We start from the raw sequence: 14,588 nt of genomic DNA, 5'->3' as shown, positions 1-14,588 counted from the left end.
TATCTCACACGAACACGAATCCAGTTTACTAGAAATGAGAAATTCACACATGAAACAAAAAGAACAGAAAATCTTAGGAATTCTTGCCATCATCTTTGGAGCCCTGGCGCTTCTTGGTTCTTGGATACCTATCGTCAACATCTTATCATTTTTCCTTGCCATTGCCACTTTGATTTTAGGAGTTTTTGGTATTGCCATCAATATCAGAAACCGTAAAACATTGGCTATCATCGGAACAACCTTAGGTCTTATTTCCATTGTCCTTGTTTTAATAACTCAAGTTCTATCTACTAATATCTTTACTGATTTCGCCAGAACCTTTAGTCACCCCTATAGAAACATCACTTCTTCAACTGATACTGAGGATTATGGTGAACTTCCTGATAGTAGTACAGACGAGGGGGATGACGAGGAGGATACTGAATTCTTCACTTGGAGTCAGGAACAGTTCGATGCCTTGGTAGAAGGTGATACTTCTGATAGCGGGAAAGGTGGCAGCAACTACAAAGATATTATCAGGAAACACGGAATCCCAGATTCAGAAACAGATTCAGTTATGGGAGACTATGAAATAAAAAGAATCACCTATCTCTCCATCAGTTCAGATCCTAAGACAGTTGTGCTCACGTTTGTTAAGCAGGAAAATGGCCAGTTTCTTCTAATCCGTAAATTTGCTGTCGGACTGGACCGAAAAGAACAATCTGATTCTGGAGTGAAAGTTTAACATAACTAAAAAGGTGCCGGGAATAGCAATCGGTAGACCAAGTCTCGATTTCTAAACCCCAGCACCAGGATATTTCCACAATCCATTGGATTATGGACAATTATAGATTACTAATAACGTTTTGAGCAAAAGAAATTTTTGTCTCTTTCCTGCCCCTTTTGTCATCACAGGATAAACAAACCCCTTGAAAACACTGAATTTTCAAAGGGGTTATTTTTATTCTTAGAATCCATCTACGTTTGTGTAGATTTTTTGTACGTCTTCGTCGTCTTCAAGGACTCCGTAGAGTTTTTCAAATGTTTCCAAATCTTCACCTGACAACTCAACTTCTGATTGAGGAATCATTTCCAATTCAGTTACTTGGAATTCTTCAATACCAGATTCACGCAAAGCAACGATAGCCTTGTGAAGATCAGTTGGAGCTGTGTAAACAGTGATTGTTCCTTCTTCTGCTTCTACATCGTCTACATCGACATCTGCTTCAAGCAAGAGTTCAAAGATAGCATCAGCATCTTCACCTGCAAAGACGATAACACCTTTGTTGTCAAAGAGGTAAGATACAGAACCTGAAGCTCCCATGTTCCCACCGTTTTTACCAAAGGCAGCACGCACGTTGGCAGCTGTACGGTTAACGTTTGAAGTCAAAGTATCAACGATCAACATAGAACCATTTGGTCCGAATCCTTCGTAACGTCCTTCTGTAAAGGTTTCGTCTGTGTTTCCTTTTGCTTTATCGATTGCTTTATCAATAACGTGTTTTGGCACTTGCGCTTGTTTGGCACGATCGATAACGAATTTCAAAGCAGTGTTTAGTTCTGGATCTGGCTCACCTTTTTTAGCTGCTACATAGATTTCTACACCAAATTTTGCATATACTTTAGAGTTAGCTCCATCTTTAGCCGTTTTCTTAGCTACGATATTGGCCCATTTACGTCCCATTAGGAATCTCCTTTTTTCACATTTTAATCTTTCTTATTATAACACAAGTCTATCCGATTTTCACTAGAGGAAATGGATTTTTCTTTTGTAAATTAAGCTAGGATTTCCCGCCAGTAGCCAAGAGTTTTTTGCCTTCTTTGATCCATGGATGTTTGGAAAGTGAGAAGTAAAGTTGGGCAGTCATAACTAGCCAGAGAAGGGGCTCACATAGAATCACACCTGTATAACCTGTCCAAGGAATAATCCAAGCGACGAAAATAATTTTGCCAAACAACTCGATAAAGCTTGATACAAGTGGCAAGAATTTTTGACCGAGACCCTGCAAGCTATTTCTATAGATCAATAAAAGACTCAAAAACGGATAGAATACCGAACTGATGCGTAGGTACAAAGCCCCATTTTCAATCAAGTAACCGTCTGTCGAACTTGCCAGGAAAGAAACTAGGCTAGGACTTGCAAAAAATAGGAATACACAAGCAAAGCTTGCCCAAGCCATACTGATATAACTCCCTAGTCGAAGACCGTGGACAATGCGATCTGGACGTTTTGCACCAAAGTTTTGAGAGATAAAAGTCGTCATCGATGCTGAGATAGCCGTCATTGGCAATAAGGCAAAGGCCATGATTCGGCGTGCTGCTGTCTGAGCACTGATAATGACTGCTCCAAAACTATTGACAGAGGATTGCAAAATAACACTTCCGACAGAGACGATTGAACCCATCAAGCCCATGGCTAGCCCCTGCTCTAAGAGATCGACATAGAGGGCCTTATTCCATTTAAAATCCTTCAACCTAGGAAGGAGCTCTGGAACACTCTTTCGGATATAGAAATAACAAAGGATAGCTGACAAACCCTGGGAGATAATGGTTGCAAGACCAGCAGATTGAACACCTAACTGCAATTGTGTAATAAAATACAAATCCAGAATGACATTAACGATGGCTGAGAAAATAAGAAAACCAAGCGCAGCAAGGCTATCACCAACAGAGCGTAGCAAACCTGCAAAAAGATTATAAGCAAAGCTCACTCCCACACAGCTAACAATCATGGAGATATATTCATAGGACTGAGGGAGAATTTCTGCAGGTGTTTCTAGGTACTGTAAGAGTGGATAAAGACCAAAAAAGCCCATCAACATGACAAGCACACTCAAGATAATCCCTAAAATCCAAGTTGCTGCGACAGCTTCCTTAATCTTTTCAAAATTACGAGCGCCGTAGAGACGTGCAATAACAACACCCATCCCATTTCCAACACCAAGGGCAAAGCCGATAATCAAATCAAAAATGGCTGTCGTTGCTCCAACTGCAGCCAAGGAATCTTGCCCTAAAAAACGCCCAACAATCAAGATATCAGCCGTATTGTAAAGTTGCTGAAAGATATTGGACAGTAGAATCGGTAATGCAAAACTAATTAGCGCGGGAAGGATGGGACCATGAATCAGGTCCACCGTTGATTTTTTATTCATAAGGCTTATTATATCAGCTTTCTATTAGGGGAACAAGAGAGTTTGGATAAGAAAGCGTTGCCTATATACAGACAATCTGGTATAATCATGACAGAAAAGGAGGTTAGGTATGACCTTAACCAGCCAGTTAATTACAGATGTATTCCCAGATCTTGAAAAAGTTGACCAATTAAACAAGGAAGCCTTTCCTGAAGAAGAAAGGGTACCTTTGGAAGAATTTTTACGTTACCAAGATAGGGATGACGCTCACTTTTTCGCTTTTTATAACGAGGAAGAATTTGTTGGCTTCGCTTTTGCTATTGCCAATCAAAAAGCATTCTACATCAGCTTTTTTGCCATTATGCCCCATCTCCGCAGTCATGGCTACGGGAGAGAAATTATTGAAAAACTCATTGATTTTTACCAGCGCACCATGATTCTTGAAGTGGAGCGTTTGGATGAGGAATGCGATAACCTTGAACAGCGAAAAGCTCGCATGGAATTCTATAAACAAAACGGCTTCAAAACAGCCAATGCTTTTTTGGAGTACGAAGGTCTTAGTTTTGAGATTCTCTATCGTGGTGACCATTTTGATGAAGAAGCCTACCGTGATATCTTTCAAAAATTACAAGAAGAAAATTATTTTGACTTCCACATCGAGTACCGTCGCTTTAGTGAACACTAGTCTGGATGGCAACCTTGAGTCTCCATTAAAGATTTGTAATTTTCTCTGTAACCAATATACAATCACCTGTCGTAGGTGATTTTTTGTTATTTCAAAATAAATTAAGAAGAAAATTTGACAAAACTTTCCCCAGCACATCATAAATAAGGCTGAAACAATTTTGTCCCAGCCTTATCATGATTTGTCTCATAAAGATGCACTAAGTTTACGCTTCTGTTCCAGCTTCTGGCATAATAACCCATAGAATGATATAAGCAAGCACTCCTGAACCACCTAACAAAGTGAAGAGGATCCAAAGTGCACGAACCAGAGTAGGGTCAATATCAAAATAGTCGGCAAGACCTGCACAAACACCAGCAATCTTTTTATCTTGAACATTACGAACTAAACGTTTTTCCATAATAATCTCCTAATACTAATTTTTCTTTTTATTTTATCATCAAACCAAATCTTTTTCAATAGTCTTTCTACTTTTTATCTGAAGATGCTAGTTTTAGCAATTCTTAAGCTCTCATTGTTTCATACTCTTCGAAAATCAAATTCAAACCACGTCAGCTTCACCTTGCCGTACTCAAGTACAGCCTGCGGCTAGCTTCCTAGTTTGCTCTTTGATTTTCATTGAGTATCAGTTCTTTAGTCCAAGATAACAGAAAAGTGGGGATTCCTCCGCCACTTTTACTTTTTAATCTTCAATTTCGATTTCAAGATCATCGCCAAGGTCAAGAGTCACTTCTTGATTAGCTACTTCTGATTCCGCAGGTGCAACTTTTTCATCAGCTACTGCATCATCTTCAATCAAGCCAAACTTGACACGAACTTGGTGGTCAATCTCGTCAAAGACTTCTGGGTGATCTGCCAAGTATTTCTTAGCATTTTCAGAACCTTGACCGATCTTTTCGTCTTTGTAAGAATACCATGCTCCTGCTTTCTTGATGATGTCAAGATCACTTGCAATCTTCAAAAGCTCACCAGTTCTTGAAATTCCTTCACCATACATGATTTCAACAAAGGCTTCTTTGAATGGTGGAGCTACCTTGTTTTTAACAACCTTAATCTTGGTTTCCTTACCTACGCTCGTATCTTTTTGGTCACCAGTTCCCTTGATTTGTGTGCTTCCACGAACATCCAAACGGACAGAAGCGTAGAATTTAAGGGCACGTCCACCAGGAGTTGTCTCTGGATTACCAAACATAACCCCTACTTTTTCACGCAATTGGTTGATAAAGATAGCAATTGTCTTAGTCTTATTAATAGAAGCTCCGAGTTTACGCATAGCCTGGCTCATCATACGAGCTTGAAGACCAACGTGGCTATCTCCGATATCTCCATCGATTTCCGCACGAGGTACAAGAGCTGCAACTGAGTCGATAACAACAAGATCAACTGCACCTGAATCAATCAATTTCCCCGCAATTTCAAGACCTTGCTCCCCTGAGTCTGGTTGTGACAAGAGCAATTCATCAATGTTAACCCCAAGAGCTGCTGCATAGGCTGGGTCAAGAGCGTGCTCCGCATCGATAAAGGCAGCAATTCCGCCTTCTTTTTGGGCTTGCGCTACCGCATGAAGGGCAACCGTTGTCTTACCAGATGATTCTGGACCGTAGATTTCGATGATACGTCCCTTTGGATAACCACCTGATCCGAGTGCGATATCAAGAGCCAACGAACCTGAGCTCATCACTTGGACCTTTTGCTCTGCACGTTCACCCAAGCGCATGATTGACCCCTTACCAAAGTCTTTTTCAATCAATTTAAGGGCATCGTTTAGGGCTTTTTCACGATCAGCACCAAATTTTTTGCCAATTTCGTCTAATTTTTTTGTTGGTTTTTTCGCCATTATATTCTCCTGTATTCTAATAGTCCTTAGACCTTCTTCTATTATAACAAATCTCCAGCACTTAATAAAGCTTTGCGAACTAGGTTAAAGGCATGTAAGACTGCAATTTCTCGCACATCTGCACGACTTCTACCTGCGATATTGGCCTGGATAACTTCTGTCCCCGAAGCTTGCGCCAAAGCGATAAAGACGGTACCTGCTGGATGTCCTTCTAGACTATCTGGTCCAGCCACTCCTGTCAAACTAATTCCAAAATCTGACTGGGTCTTGATTCGTGCCTGTTCAGCCATTTTTTCAGCAGTAAAGGCTGAGACAACTCCATGTTTTTCCAAGTCAGCTTGTGAAATATCAAGCATCTTAGCTTTTTCTTCAAGGCTATAGGTCACAAAACCACCTTTAAAGATAGCAGATACACCTGAGAAATCAGCCAAAGTAGCTTGAAAGAGACCTGCAGTCAAACTTTCTGCTGCAGTGATAGTTTTCTTTTTCTTTTTCAACTCTTCTACTACCAGGCTAGCCAAGCTGGTTTCTTCCCCATAGCCATAGCAAATTTCTCGAAGTGAAACATCTTCAAAGGTTTCTCTTTCAAGGATTTTTTGTTCTAAAGTATCTAGAGCACGATCCGCTTCTTCTTGACTCTTAGCCTTGGTCGATAATCGAAGGGTCACTTCCCCAGTTTTAGCATAAGGTGCCAAGGTTGGATCCGTCTGCTGGTCAATCAAATCTGATAGAATGGTCACTAACTGGCTCTCACCAATCCCAAAGAAACGTAGCACACGTGAATAGAGCTTAGATCCCGTTGTCAATCTTGGAAGCAACTCATTTAAAACCATAGGTTTCAATTCACTTGGAGGTCCTGGTAGAACGACGTAGGTTACCCCAGCCACCTCGATCATGCCACCGACTGCCAGTCCTGTTTCGTTTGGTAATGAAGTTGAACCTTGAACGATTTGAGCCTGGCGTTCATTATTTGGAGTTCTAGCATAGTCTGGTCGATGAGCAAAAAAGTCATCTAGCTTAGCCTGAGCCTGAGGATCAAAAGTCAAGTCACGTCCCAAAAATTGGGCCAAAGTTTGCTTGGTCAAATCATCTTCCGTTGGTCCCAAGCCACCTGTTAAAATGACTAGACTACTGCGATTCTGAGCAATTTCTAACAAGGATAAGAGACGAGCCTCGTTATCTCCTACGGCCGTCTGAAAATAGACATCTACTCCGATTTCAGCCAACTTTTCAGACAAGAATTGCGCATTGGTATTGACAATTTGGCCTGTCAAAATCTCTGTTCCAACAGCTATAATTTCTGCTTTCATTTTTTCCTCCTACTTACCTATTCGGATTTCTTTGAAAAAATCGCAGGATAATTCCTACGATTTGATGGATAATTTCCTATTATTCTAACTCTTCTACTGCAACACTAGTAGATTGAGGCAACTGCCCCTGACCATAAAGATTCTCATACAAGACTACGTTGGTCTCCAAATTCGTAACTTCTGGTTGCCCGAGCGAACGGCGTAAAAGATTTTGCATCTCTAACATATGCTCAGATGTCACGATTTGGTAAGATGTCCCTTGAAGCATTGCATCCTCTCCACGCAATTGTTGAGACTCAATATTCTTAAATGAATCTTGATAACCCATCAACTGAGGAATCGTTGTCGTTGTAATCTCGATATTTGTCTGCATATTGTCACTAAGCGCCTTCAGAATCTCTTGATAGTGGCTCACACTGTTCAAACTAAGAATCTTCTCGACAACTTTTTGAATCACTTCACGCTGGCGTTTTTGACGACCATAGTCTCCTTCTGGATCCTGATAACGCATACGTGAATAAACAAGGGCTTCTTCACCATTTAGCTTTTGTTCACCAACACCGATAGAAATCGTATTAAATGGTTCCTGATCTTGGATAGAGATTGGGAAACCTAGAGTGTTGTTCACTGTAATTCCACCTACTGCATCAACCATTCTTTGAAGTCCATGCATGTTGACCATCACATATCGGTCGATATGGATATTCATCATTTTTTGAATCGTTGAAATAGACAACTCTGCTCCACCATTGGCGTAGGCGGCATTGAGTTTAGCCTCCATTACACTACCATCTGGTTGCTGGATTTGTGTGAGAATATCGCGCTCCAAACTCATCATGACTGTCTTCTTGGTTTTAGGATTCACTGTCACCAAGATCATTGAATCACTATTACCAGCCCATGGATCTGTACGTTCAACATTCCCTGTGTCCACTCCCATAAGCAAAATCGTCAGAGGTTCAGTCGCTTCAATGACCTTGGTTTCTTCTCCGATTTTTTTATAGGTTTTAGCCAAAGTCTGCGTACTCTGTTGGTAGATCGTATAGGCATAAGCTCCCACACCAAGTACTGTCACAAGAACAAAGCCTAAAAACATTCCGATTATCTTTTTTGCCATACTCTTATTCGTCTATCAGTTGACCCATTAGGTAAACATCTAGAAACTCTCCTCCTTCTATACAAGCACCACGTTCCTGTAATCCTTCTATGTTAAAGCCCATTTTTTCATACAGATGCACCGCAGCAAGATTTCTTTTTTGAACTGTCAATTGTAAACGTCGAATACTACCACTTGATTTGGCCCATTCAATAGTTTCTTCCATCAAGATACTACCGAGACCATTTCCCCAGTAAGCTTTTTTTATTCCTAAAAAGACATCTCCAATATGACGGACTCGCGGACGTTGATCAGCTGTTATATTGATGATTCCTACTAACTCATCATTCAAAAAAGCGAGTAGGGTAATTTGATTATCCGACTGGGCCTGCTTATCCAAAAAATGTTGCATTTCAGACTCACTCATTGCAATCCCATTTTCATCCAGACTGGTATAACTAGACTCTTGACCAATTTGATCTAAGAGAGCAATGACCGCTGAAGCATCCTGGGCTTCCGCTTCACGGATTAAAAGATCATACTCCATCCGTCAATCCTTTCAAAAGTTCTGTCGCTCTTTGGCCATGAGCATGAAAAACGATTTCTCGGCCCTCATCTTTTTTAAGGATTTCTAACTCCAGATAATCTGATGGAAGATTTTCTCCCAATAGATGTCCCCACTCAATAACCGTTACACCTGAACCAAAAAGGAATTCATCCAAGTCGATAGAATCTGCATCCCCTTCGATGCGATAAACATCTAAGTGATACAAGGGTAGACGTCCTTCATATTCTCTAACAATGGTATAAGTAGGACTCTTAATCATTTGATGAATGCCTAATCCCTTAGCCAGACCCTTTGTTAGCGTTGTTTTCCCAGCACCTAATTCACCAGTCAAAATCAACACATCATTTTTTTCTAACAAATGCCCTAGGTCTTCCCCAAGTGCAATCAACTCATCTTCATTTTTTGTGTACATGTAATTATTATACCAAAAAGTTTTATTTTGTGATATTTCCATCAACAAAAAAAGAGGAGATTCCCCTCTTTTTTTAGTTTTTGTCATTAGTTAAGAGCCATACTGATGTAGTTCAAGATAAACAAGGCATCCAAAATCCAAATCATGACATGCACATCTTTCACTTGACCTTTGACAACCTTCGTCAAAGTATAAGTTAAGAAACCAACGGCAATCCCTTGTGTGATTGAGTAGCTGAATCCCATAAAGATAGATGTGAAGAAAGCTGGAACAGCTTCAGCCATATCATCCCAAGGGATATTTTTCAAGTTAGAAAGCATCATAATTCCGACGATGATCAAAATTGGTGCAGTTGCAGCTGTTGGAACGATTGCTAGAAGTGGGCTAAAGAAGCTTGATAGGGCAAAACAGATGGCAACAACCAATGCTGTCAAACCAGTACGGCCACCAGCACCGATACCTGCTGCAGACTCAACATAAGTTGTAACGTTTGAAGTACCTGCAATGGCACCTACTGAAGTTGCCACCAAGTCAGAGTAAAGAGCCTTATCCAATTTAGCTGACTCATGGTTTTCACCACTTGTTGCAATGATACCAACTTTTTCACCAGTACCAATAAGAGTACCGATAGTATCAAAAATATCTGTCAATGAGAAGGCAAGAATGGCCATCAAGGTTTCTGGCAAACGAGAAGTGTTTGAAATCAGAGATCCCAATCCTTCTGAACCAAGAGCAGCACCAAACAAAGTTCCTAGGTCGTTAACTGCTGATGAAAGATTATTGCTTGCAAAGTCAATGCTAGACAAATTAACAAGACCAACAGCAATGGCAAGAACTGTCGTTGTCAAAATAGAAAGGATGATACCACCTTTGATCCCTTTAACAACGAAGAAGATAGTAATGGCAAGACCTGCAAGAGCTACCAAGACAGCTGGAGTGTTGAAGTCTACCAATCCTGGAACAGCTGCTGAGTTTGCAGTAAGTGCTGCTTGAGCCTTATCTGCTCCTTCACCTGCTACTGTATAGGTACCTGGGTCAATCGAGAATTTCAAGAGACCAGCATTCTTAATCCCAACATAAGCAAGGAAAACCCCAATACCAGCTGAAATCGCTGAACGAAGAGTTGTAGGAATAGATTCGATGATCATTTTACGAACATTGGTCAATGTAATAATCAATGAAATAATCCCACAGATGAAGACCATCCCAAGGGCTTCTTGCCATTTATAACCCATCCCAAATACGACGGTAAATGTGAAGAAGGCATTTAGTCCCATACCTGGAGCTTGCGCATATGGCAAGTTAGCATAGAAGGCCATCATCAAAGTTCCCACAACAGAACCGATAATTGTCGCCAAGAATACACCCTGAACAGGCATTCCTGTTTGTGAAAGCATTTGAGGGTTTACAAAGAGAATATAACTCATTGCAAAGAAAGTTGTTAAACCAGCAAGAACCTCTGTACGGACATCTGTCCCGTGCTCTTTTAGTTTAAATAGTTTGTCCATTTTTAATCTCCTTTGTCATTTTACGAACAATACTACCATTATATCACCAATCATTCATCTTTTCAATATGTTTTTTCTAATTTTAAAAATTCTTATGAGATATTATTGTCTCTATTTTCGCTTATTATCAGCTTTTCTAGTCACTTTCTGATATAATAGAAAACATCTTATCTGAAACTAGATTCGGGAGGATTTTATGACTAAAAAAATGATTGCCGTCGATTTGGACGGAACCTTGCTCAACTCTGAAAGCAAACTTTCTGATTTTACTATTGAAACGATTAAAAAAATCTCTAAAAAAGGCCACCAAGTTGTTATCGCAACTGGTCGCCCTTACCGTATGGCCAAAGATTTTTATGATCAACTTGAACTTGAAACCCCTATGATCAACTTCAACGGTTCACTCACTCATCTGCCAGGTAAGACTTGGAAACATGAAAAGTGTCTGACTGTGGACAAAAAATACCTCTTGGATATCGTGAAACGAAAAGAGGATATTGAGGCAGACTTTATCGCAGGTGAATACCGTAAAAAGTTTTACATTACAGCCCCGGACAAAGAAATTGCCGACCCTAAATTATTTGGTGTTGAAAACTTTCGCCCAGAAAATCAATTCCAGTCTAACTTAGTGACCAAGGGTCCTAACTGTATTTTATTACAAACTAGGGCAGACGATAAATATGCACTGGCTGAAGAGATGAACAGCTTTTACAAGCACCAACTCAATATTAATACTTGGGGTGGTCCCTTAAATATCCTTGAATGCACTCCCAAAGGAGTTCACAAGGCCTTTGCCCTTGAATATCTTCTCAATGTCATGAATATAGACAAACAGAATTTAATTGCCTTTGGTGACGAACATAATGACCAAGAGATGCTTTCTTTTGCAGGTAAAGGCTATGCCATGAAAAATGCAAATCCTGCTCTGTTACCTTTCGCAGACGAGCAATTACCATTGACCAACGAAGAAGATGGCGTCGCTCACTTTTTACAAGAACGATTTCTTTAATTTCACTCATTCTATACTTTTATGGTAGATACTAGCTACCTTAAAAGTATGGAATTTTTTTGAGCTCAAAGTCAATGAAAAAAGGATTTGAATCCGTCTTTTACAGATCCAAATCCTTACAGAATATCTATTTTTTTAAGACAATACGATCAGAAACGCCGCGGCCCATGTCATCGATAATAATCTGGTTCTCTTCTGCCACATAAATCTTGACATCATCACCGATGATGACTTTCTGATTTTCTGGTTCGAAGGTCACCTTCTTAACCTCTTGATCTCCGTCCGCTTCAACTTCTGTCCACGTTCCGGTATTTCCAGTAACTACAAGAGTAATGCTATCACCCTCGTCTTGTCCCTTGTAGATCCCATCTATATTAGTAGTTGTGTCAGTCTTTGTACTAGTAGTAGAACTAGAAGCACTGGTTTCTGATACTTGACTAGTGCTCGCTTCAGAGCTAGTGCTTGCTTGGGATGAAGGTGTCGACTTAGTTGTTGACGAACAAGCAACTAAAAGACTAAGACTTGCTACAGTAGCAAGAGAAAGTGTAAATTTTCTTAGTGACATAATGTCTCCTTCCTTTCAGGAGCTAAAGGCAGAAAAACTGCAGAACTATTCTACTTATACTATATCAAATAAAGGAAACAAGGTCAATCAAGCAACTATGTTTTTATAAGGTAGGCACGAACTTCAGATATAAAATAGAGGGAACCTGTAACAAACAGTAAGTCTTTCTCCCCTGCAGACTTTTCAAAATCATCTATAAAGTCTCGATAGGAAGCAACTTTATGATAGTCGCTTAAATCTTGCTCCTCCAAAGATCCCTGATAGTCAAAACTCGTCACATAGAGAGCTGTATCAGGTAAATGATCTGTCAGATAACCAAGCATGCCACTGTAATCTTTACGCTTTAAAGCACCAAAAAGGATTTGAGGTTGATAACCTTGCTGAATCTTTTCCTGGATAAATTCAACCAACCGCTCCAGAGCTGGTAAATTATGGGCACCATCTAGATAAATATGCTCCGTAACAGCTTCTAGACGCCCAGCCCAGCTGGTTGTTTCCAGAGCACGCCGGATAGCTTCCTCATTGACTTTTTCACCTCTCTCTGTCATAAACAACAGAAATGCCTGCAAAGCCAAAGCAGCATTCTCCTCTTGATAAGTTCCTTCCAAACCTAGTTTTAGTCGGGTCAAATCCGCTTGAGAAGAAGAGAAATGTCCAGATTTGAAAGAAAAATCTCGGTCAGCTTGGTAGAGAGTGACATCTAAATCTTCTGCTATCTTTTGACAAACGAGCTGGGCTTCAGGAGCTAGATTGGCAACAACGGCTGTCTTTCCTGGCTTAAAAATTCCTGCTTTCTGTTCAGCGATTTCTTCCAGACTATTGCCCAAGGTCTCCTGGTGATCTAGGCCGATTGATGTAATAACTGCGATTTCTCCAGTCACCACATTGGTCGTGTCAAGCAAGCCACCAATTCCAACTTCTAATAGAACTAGATCCACTCCTTGTTCTTTAAAATAAAGCAAAGCAATCACGGTTAACAACTCAAAAAAAGATAGCTGATCGTGGGTTTCTAGAAGTCTTTGCTCCATTTCCTTAACTTGATTTGCTAAACGGATAAAGTCTGCGTCCGATATAGGTTGACCATTGATACAAATCCGATCATGGATGCTAACAATGTGAGGCGAAGTAAAGGTCCCCACCTTCTTACCATGAGAAATAAAGAGCTCTCTCATAAAGGCAATGGTTGAACCCTTTCCATTTGTCCCTGTCACATGGATAATAGGATAGGCTTGCTCAGGGTTCCCCAGTAAATCTACTGCCCTCTGCATCCGCCCCAAACCTGATCTGAAATTCAAACCGATTCGACTATGAAGCCATTTTTCTACTTCAAACACACTTAATCTCCTTAATCCTTAACAAAAAAGCGAAGATTCTCTTCGCTTTTTTACTTCATTAGCTAGTATTTAATTCTAGTATGGGAGAAAAATGTCCCCCGGACTCGCCAGCTCTCTCTTATTTCAAGGAGCTGGGCTGATACAGTCTCCCAGACTGCCTGCGTTTCCAATTTCTAGCGCGGGGCTAAAAACGTTCCACGACTTACCAACTCTTTCCAATTTCTAGGAGTTGGGGTAAAAACGTTCCCCGAACGTTCCTGCTTTTTCTTATTTCTAGAAGCAGGGGTAAAAACATCCCCCGGATGATCCAACTCTCTCCAGTTTCTAGGAGTTGGGCTAAAAACGTTCCCCGGACTCGCCAGCTCTCTCTTGTTTCAAGGAGCTGGGCTAAAAACATCCACTGGATGTTTTTACTCCTCCATAAAGCTGTTGAAGACTTCTTCAATCATGTTCCATTCATCTTCTGAATCTTCAGGGATTGGTTGCAATTCACCTTCTGTTCCATCTTCATTTTCGATGAATGAATAAGCTTGAATTTCAACTTCGCCGTTTTCATCTTCTTCTGCATTAACTGGTACAAGAAGGACATAGTTTTTACCAAATTCTTCTTTTCCGTCAATAGTCAAAAGGATTTCAAACAAAGTTTCGTTTCCTTGCTCATCTACAAGTGTAATAAGTTCACGTTCTTCGTGATCGTGGTTGTGATCGTGTGACATAGTTTCTCCTCTGTCTTAAAATTTTCTATCTAAATAATTTTGCAAAATCAATTGAGCGGCTAATTTATCAATAACTTTTTTACGCTTATTACGACTAATATCTGCTTGCTCAATCAACATACGCTCTGCAGCGACCGTAGTTAGGCGTTCATCTTGATACTCTACCGGTAGACCAAAGAGTTCTTCTAGTTTGGCTCCATAGGCTTGACTGGCTTCCACGCGCGGTCCGCTGGTATTGTTCATATTTTTAGGCAAACCAACAACAAAACGGTCTACCTTATAGGTAGTAACCAGTTCCTTGAGGCGTTCAAAACCGAACTCTCCCTGTTCTTCATTGATTTGGATGATTTCAAGCCCTTGTGCCGTAAAACCTAACGGATCGCTAATCGCTACTCCTACCGTTTTGGAACCAACGTCCAATCCCATAATTCTCATAGA

Annotated in this window: 16 protein-coding genes; 3 read left to right on the top strand and 13 right to left on the bottom strand. The window is 40.5% G+C overall.

All coding sequences use genetic code 11. The features are described from left to right. The first annotated feature begins 49 nt into the window (after positions 1-49). On the top strand, positions 50-724 hold the full coding sequence (locus tag TZ96_RS01435; RefSeq protein WP_045762595.1) for a CD20-like domain-containing protein: 675 nt from the start codon (positions 50-52) through the stop codon (positions 722-724). A 222-nt stretch (positions 725-946) separates the two neighbouring features. Here TZ96_RS01435 and TZ96_RS01430 read toward each other — a convergent pair whose 3' ends face one another. Beyond that, positions 947-1,663: a YebC/PmpR family DNA-binding transcriptional regulator gene (locus TZ96_RS01430; protein WP_045762594.1), complete on the bottom strand. Its 717-nt coding sequence runs from the start codon at positions 1,661-1,663 to the stop codon at positions 947-949. Between the two features lie 97 nt (positions 1,664-1,760). Continuing rightward, a complete protein-coding gene (locus tag TZ96_RS01425) occupies positions 1,761-3,131 on the bottom strand; it encodes an MATE family efflux transporter (protein ID WP_045762593.1) in 1,371 nt (456 codons plus the stop codon). Positions 3,132-3,240: 109 nt separating this feature from the next. On the opposite strand from TZ96_RS01425, the gene TZ96_RS01420 reads away from it, so the two are divergent. Beyond that, complete coding sequence (locus TZ96_RS01420) at positions 3,241-3,795, top strand: GNAT family N-acetyltransferase (RefSeq protein ID WP_045762592.1); 555 nt, start codon at positions 3,241-3,243, stop codon at positions 3,793-3,795. A gap of 205 nt (positions 3,796-4,000) precedes the next feature. Here TZ96_RS01420 and TZ96_RS01415 read toward each other — a convergent pair whose 3' ends face one another. The 7 genes from TZ96_RS01415 to TZ96_RS01385 form a co-directional block, all read right to left on the bottom strand. Beyond that, positions 4,001-4,195: a PspC domain-containing protein gene (locus TZ96_RS01415; RefSeq protein ID WP_000415530.1), complete on the bottom strand. Its 195-nt coding sequence runs from the start codon at positions 4,193-4,195 to the stop codon at positions 4,001-4,003. Positions 4,196-4,477: 282 nt separating this feature from the next. Continuing rightward, complete coding sequence (recA, locus tag TZ96_RS01410) at positions 4,478-5,632, bottom strand: recombinase RecA (RefSeq protein WP_045762591.1); 1,155 nt, start codon at positions 5,630-5,632, stop codon at positions 4,478-4,480. A 41-nt stretch (positions 5,633-5,673) separates the two neighbouring features. Beyond that, entirely contained in the window at positions 5,674-6,942 is a 1,269-nt protein-coding gene (locus tag TZ96_RS01405; RefSeq protein WP_045762590.1) for a competence/damage-inducible protein A, read from the bottom strand. Positions 6,943-7,021: 79 nt separating this feature from the next. After that, positions 7,022-8,059 (bottom strand): biofilm formation/cell division transcriptional regulator BrpA, encoded by a 1,038-nt coding sequence (gene brpA / locus TZ96_RS01400; RefSeq protein WP_045762589.1) that lies wholly within the window; start codon positions 8,057-8,059, stop codon positions 7,022-7,024. Positions 8,060-8,063: 4 nt separating this feature from the next. Continuing rightward, on the bottom strand, positions 8,064-8,585 hold the full coding sequence (locus TZ96_RS01395) for a GNAT family N-acetyltransferase (RefSeq protein ID WP_045762588.1): 522 nt from the start codon (positions 8,583-8,585) through the stop codon (positions 8,064-8,066). Beyond that, positions 8,575-9,018 carry a tRNA (adenosine(37)-N6)-threonylcarbamoyltransferase complex ATPase subunit type 1 TsaE gene (gene tsaE / locus TZ96_RS01390; RefSeq protein WP_045762634.1) on the bottom strand — a complete coding sequence of 148 codons (444 nt, stop codon included), beginning with the start codon at positions 9,016-9,018 and terminating at the stop codon, positions 8,575-8,577. The genes TZ96_RS01395 and tsaE overlap by 11 nt, the downstream gene beginning before the upstream one ends. 86 nt (positions 9,019-9,104) lie before the next feature. Continuing rightward, positions 9,105-10,526 (bottom strand): NCS2 family permease, encoded by a 1,422-nt coding sequence (locus tag TZ96_RS01385; protein WP_045762587.1) that lies wholly within the window; start codon positions 10,524-10,526, stop codon positions 9,105-9,107. A 196-nt stretch (positions 10,527-10,722) separates the two neighbouring features. Between TZ96_RS01385 and TZ96_RS01380 the strand changes: the two genes are divergently transcribed. Then, positions 10,723-11,535 (top strand): Cof-type HAD-IIB family hydrolase, encoded by an 813-nt coding sequence (locus TZ96_RS01380; protein ID WP_045762586.1) that lies wholly within the window; start codon positions 10,723-10,725, stop codon positions 11,533-11,535. A gap of 127 nt (positions 11,536-11,662) precedes the next feature. Here TZ96_RS01380 and TZ96_RS01375 read toward each other — a convergent pair whose 3' ends face one another. From TZ96_RS01375 to ruvX, 4 genes are all read right to left on the bottom strand, one after another. Beyond that, positions 11,663-12,100 carry an SP_0198 family lipoprotein gene (locus tag TZ96_RS01375; RefSeq protein ID WP_045762585.1) on the bottom strand — a complete coding sequence of 146 codons (438 nt, stop codon included), beginning with the start codon at positions 12,098-12,100 and terminating at the stop codon, positions 11,663-11,665. A 95-nt stretch (positions 12,101-12,195) separates the two neighbouring features. Next, positions 12,196-13,434, bottom strand: coding sequence for a bifunctional folylpolyglutamate synthase/dihydrofolate synthase (locus tag TZ96_RS01370; protein ID WP_045762584.1), 1,239 nt, complete (start codon positions 13,432-13,434; stop codon positions 12,196-12,198). Positions 13,435-13,844: 410 nt separating this feature from the next. Continuing rightward, positions 13,845-14,150 (bottom strand): DUF1292 domain-containing protein, encoded by a 306-nt coding sequence (locus TZ96_RS01360; RefSeq protein WP_000017624.1) that lies wholly within the window; start codon positions 14,148-14,150, stop codon positions 13,845-13,847. Between the two features lie 15 nt (positions 14,151-14,165). Beyond that, positions 14,166-14,585: a Holliday junction resolvase RuvX gene (ruvX, locus tag TZ96_RS01355; protein WP_045762582.1), complete on the bottom strand. Its 420-nt coding sequence runs from the start codon at positions 14,583-14,585 to the stop codon at positions 14,166-14,168. Positions 14,586-14,588: the final 3 nt, after the last annotated feature.

Source organism: Streptococcus infantis, assembly GCF_000963255.1.
Taxonomy (GTDB): Bacteria; Bacillota; Bacilli; order Lactobacillales; family Streptococcaceae; genus Streptococcus; species Streptococcus nidrosiense.
Note: the sequence above shows the minus strand (reverse complement) of the source record. Positions and strands in the feature narration are given on the sequence as shown.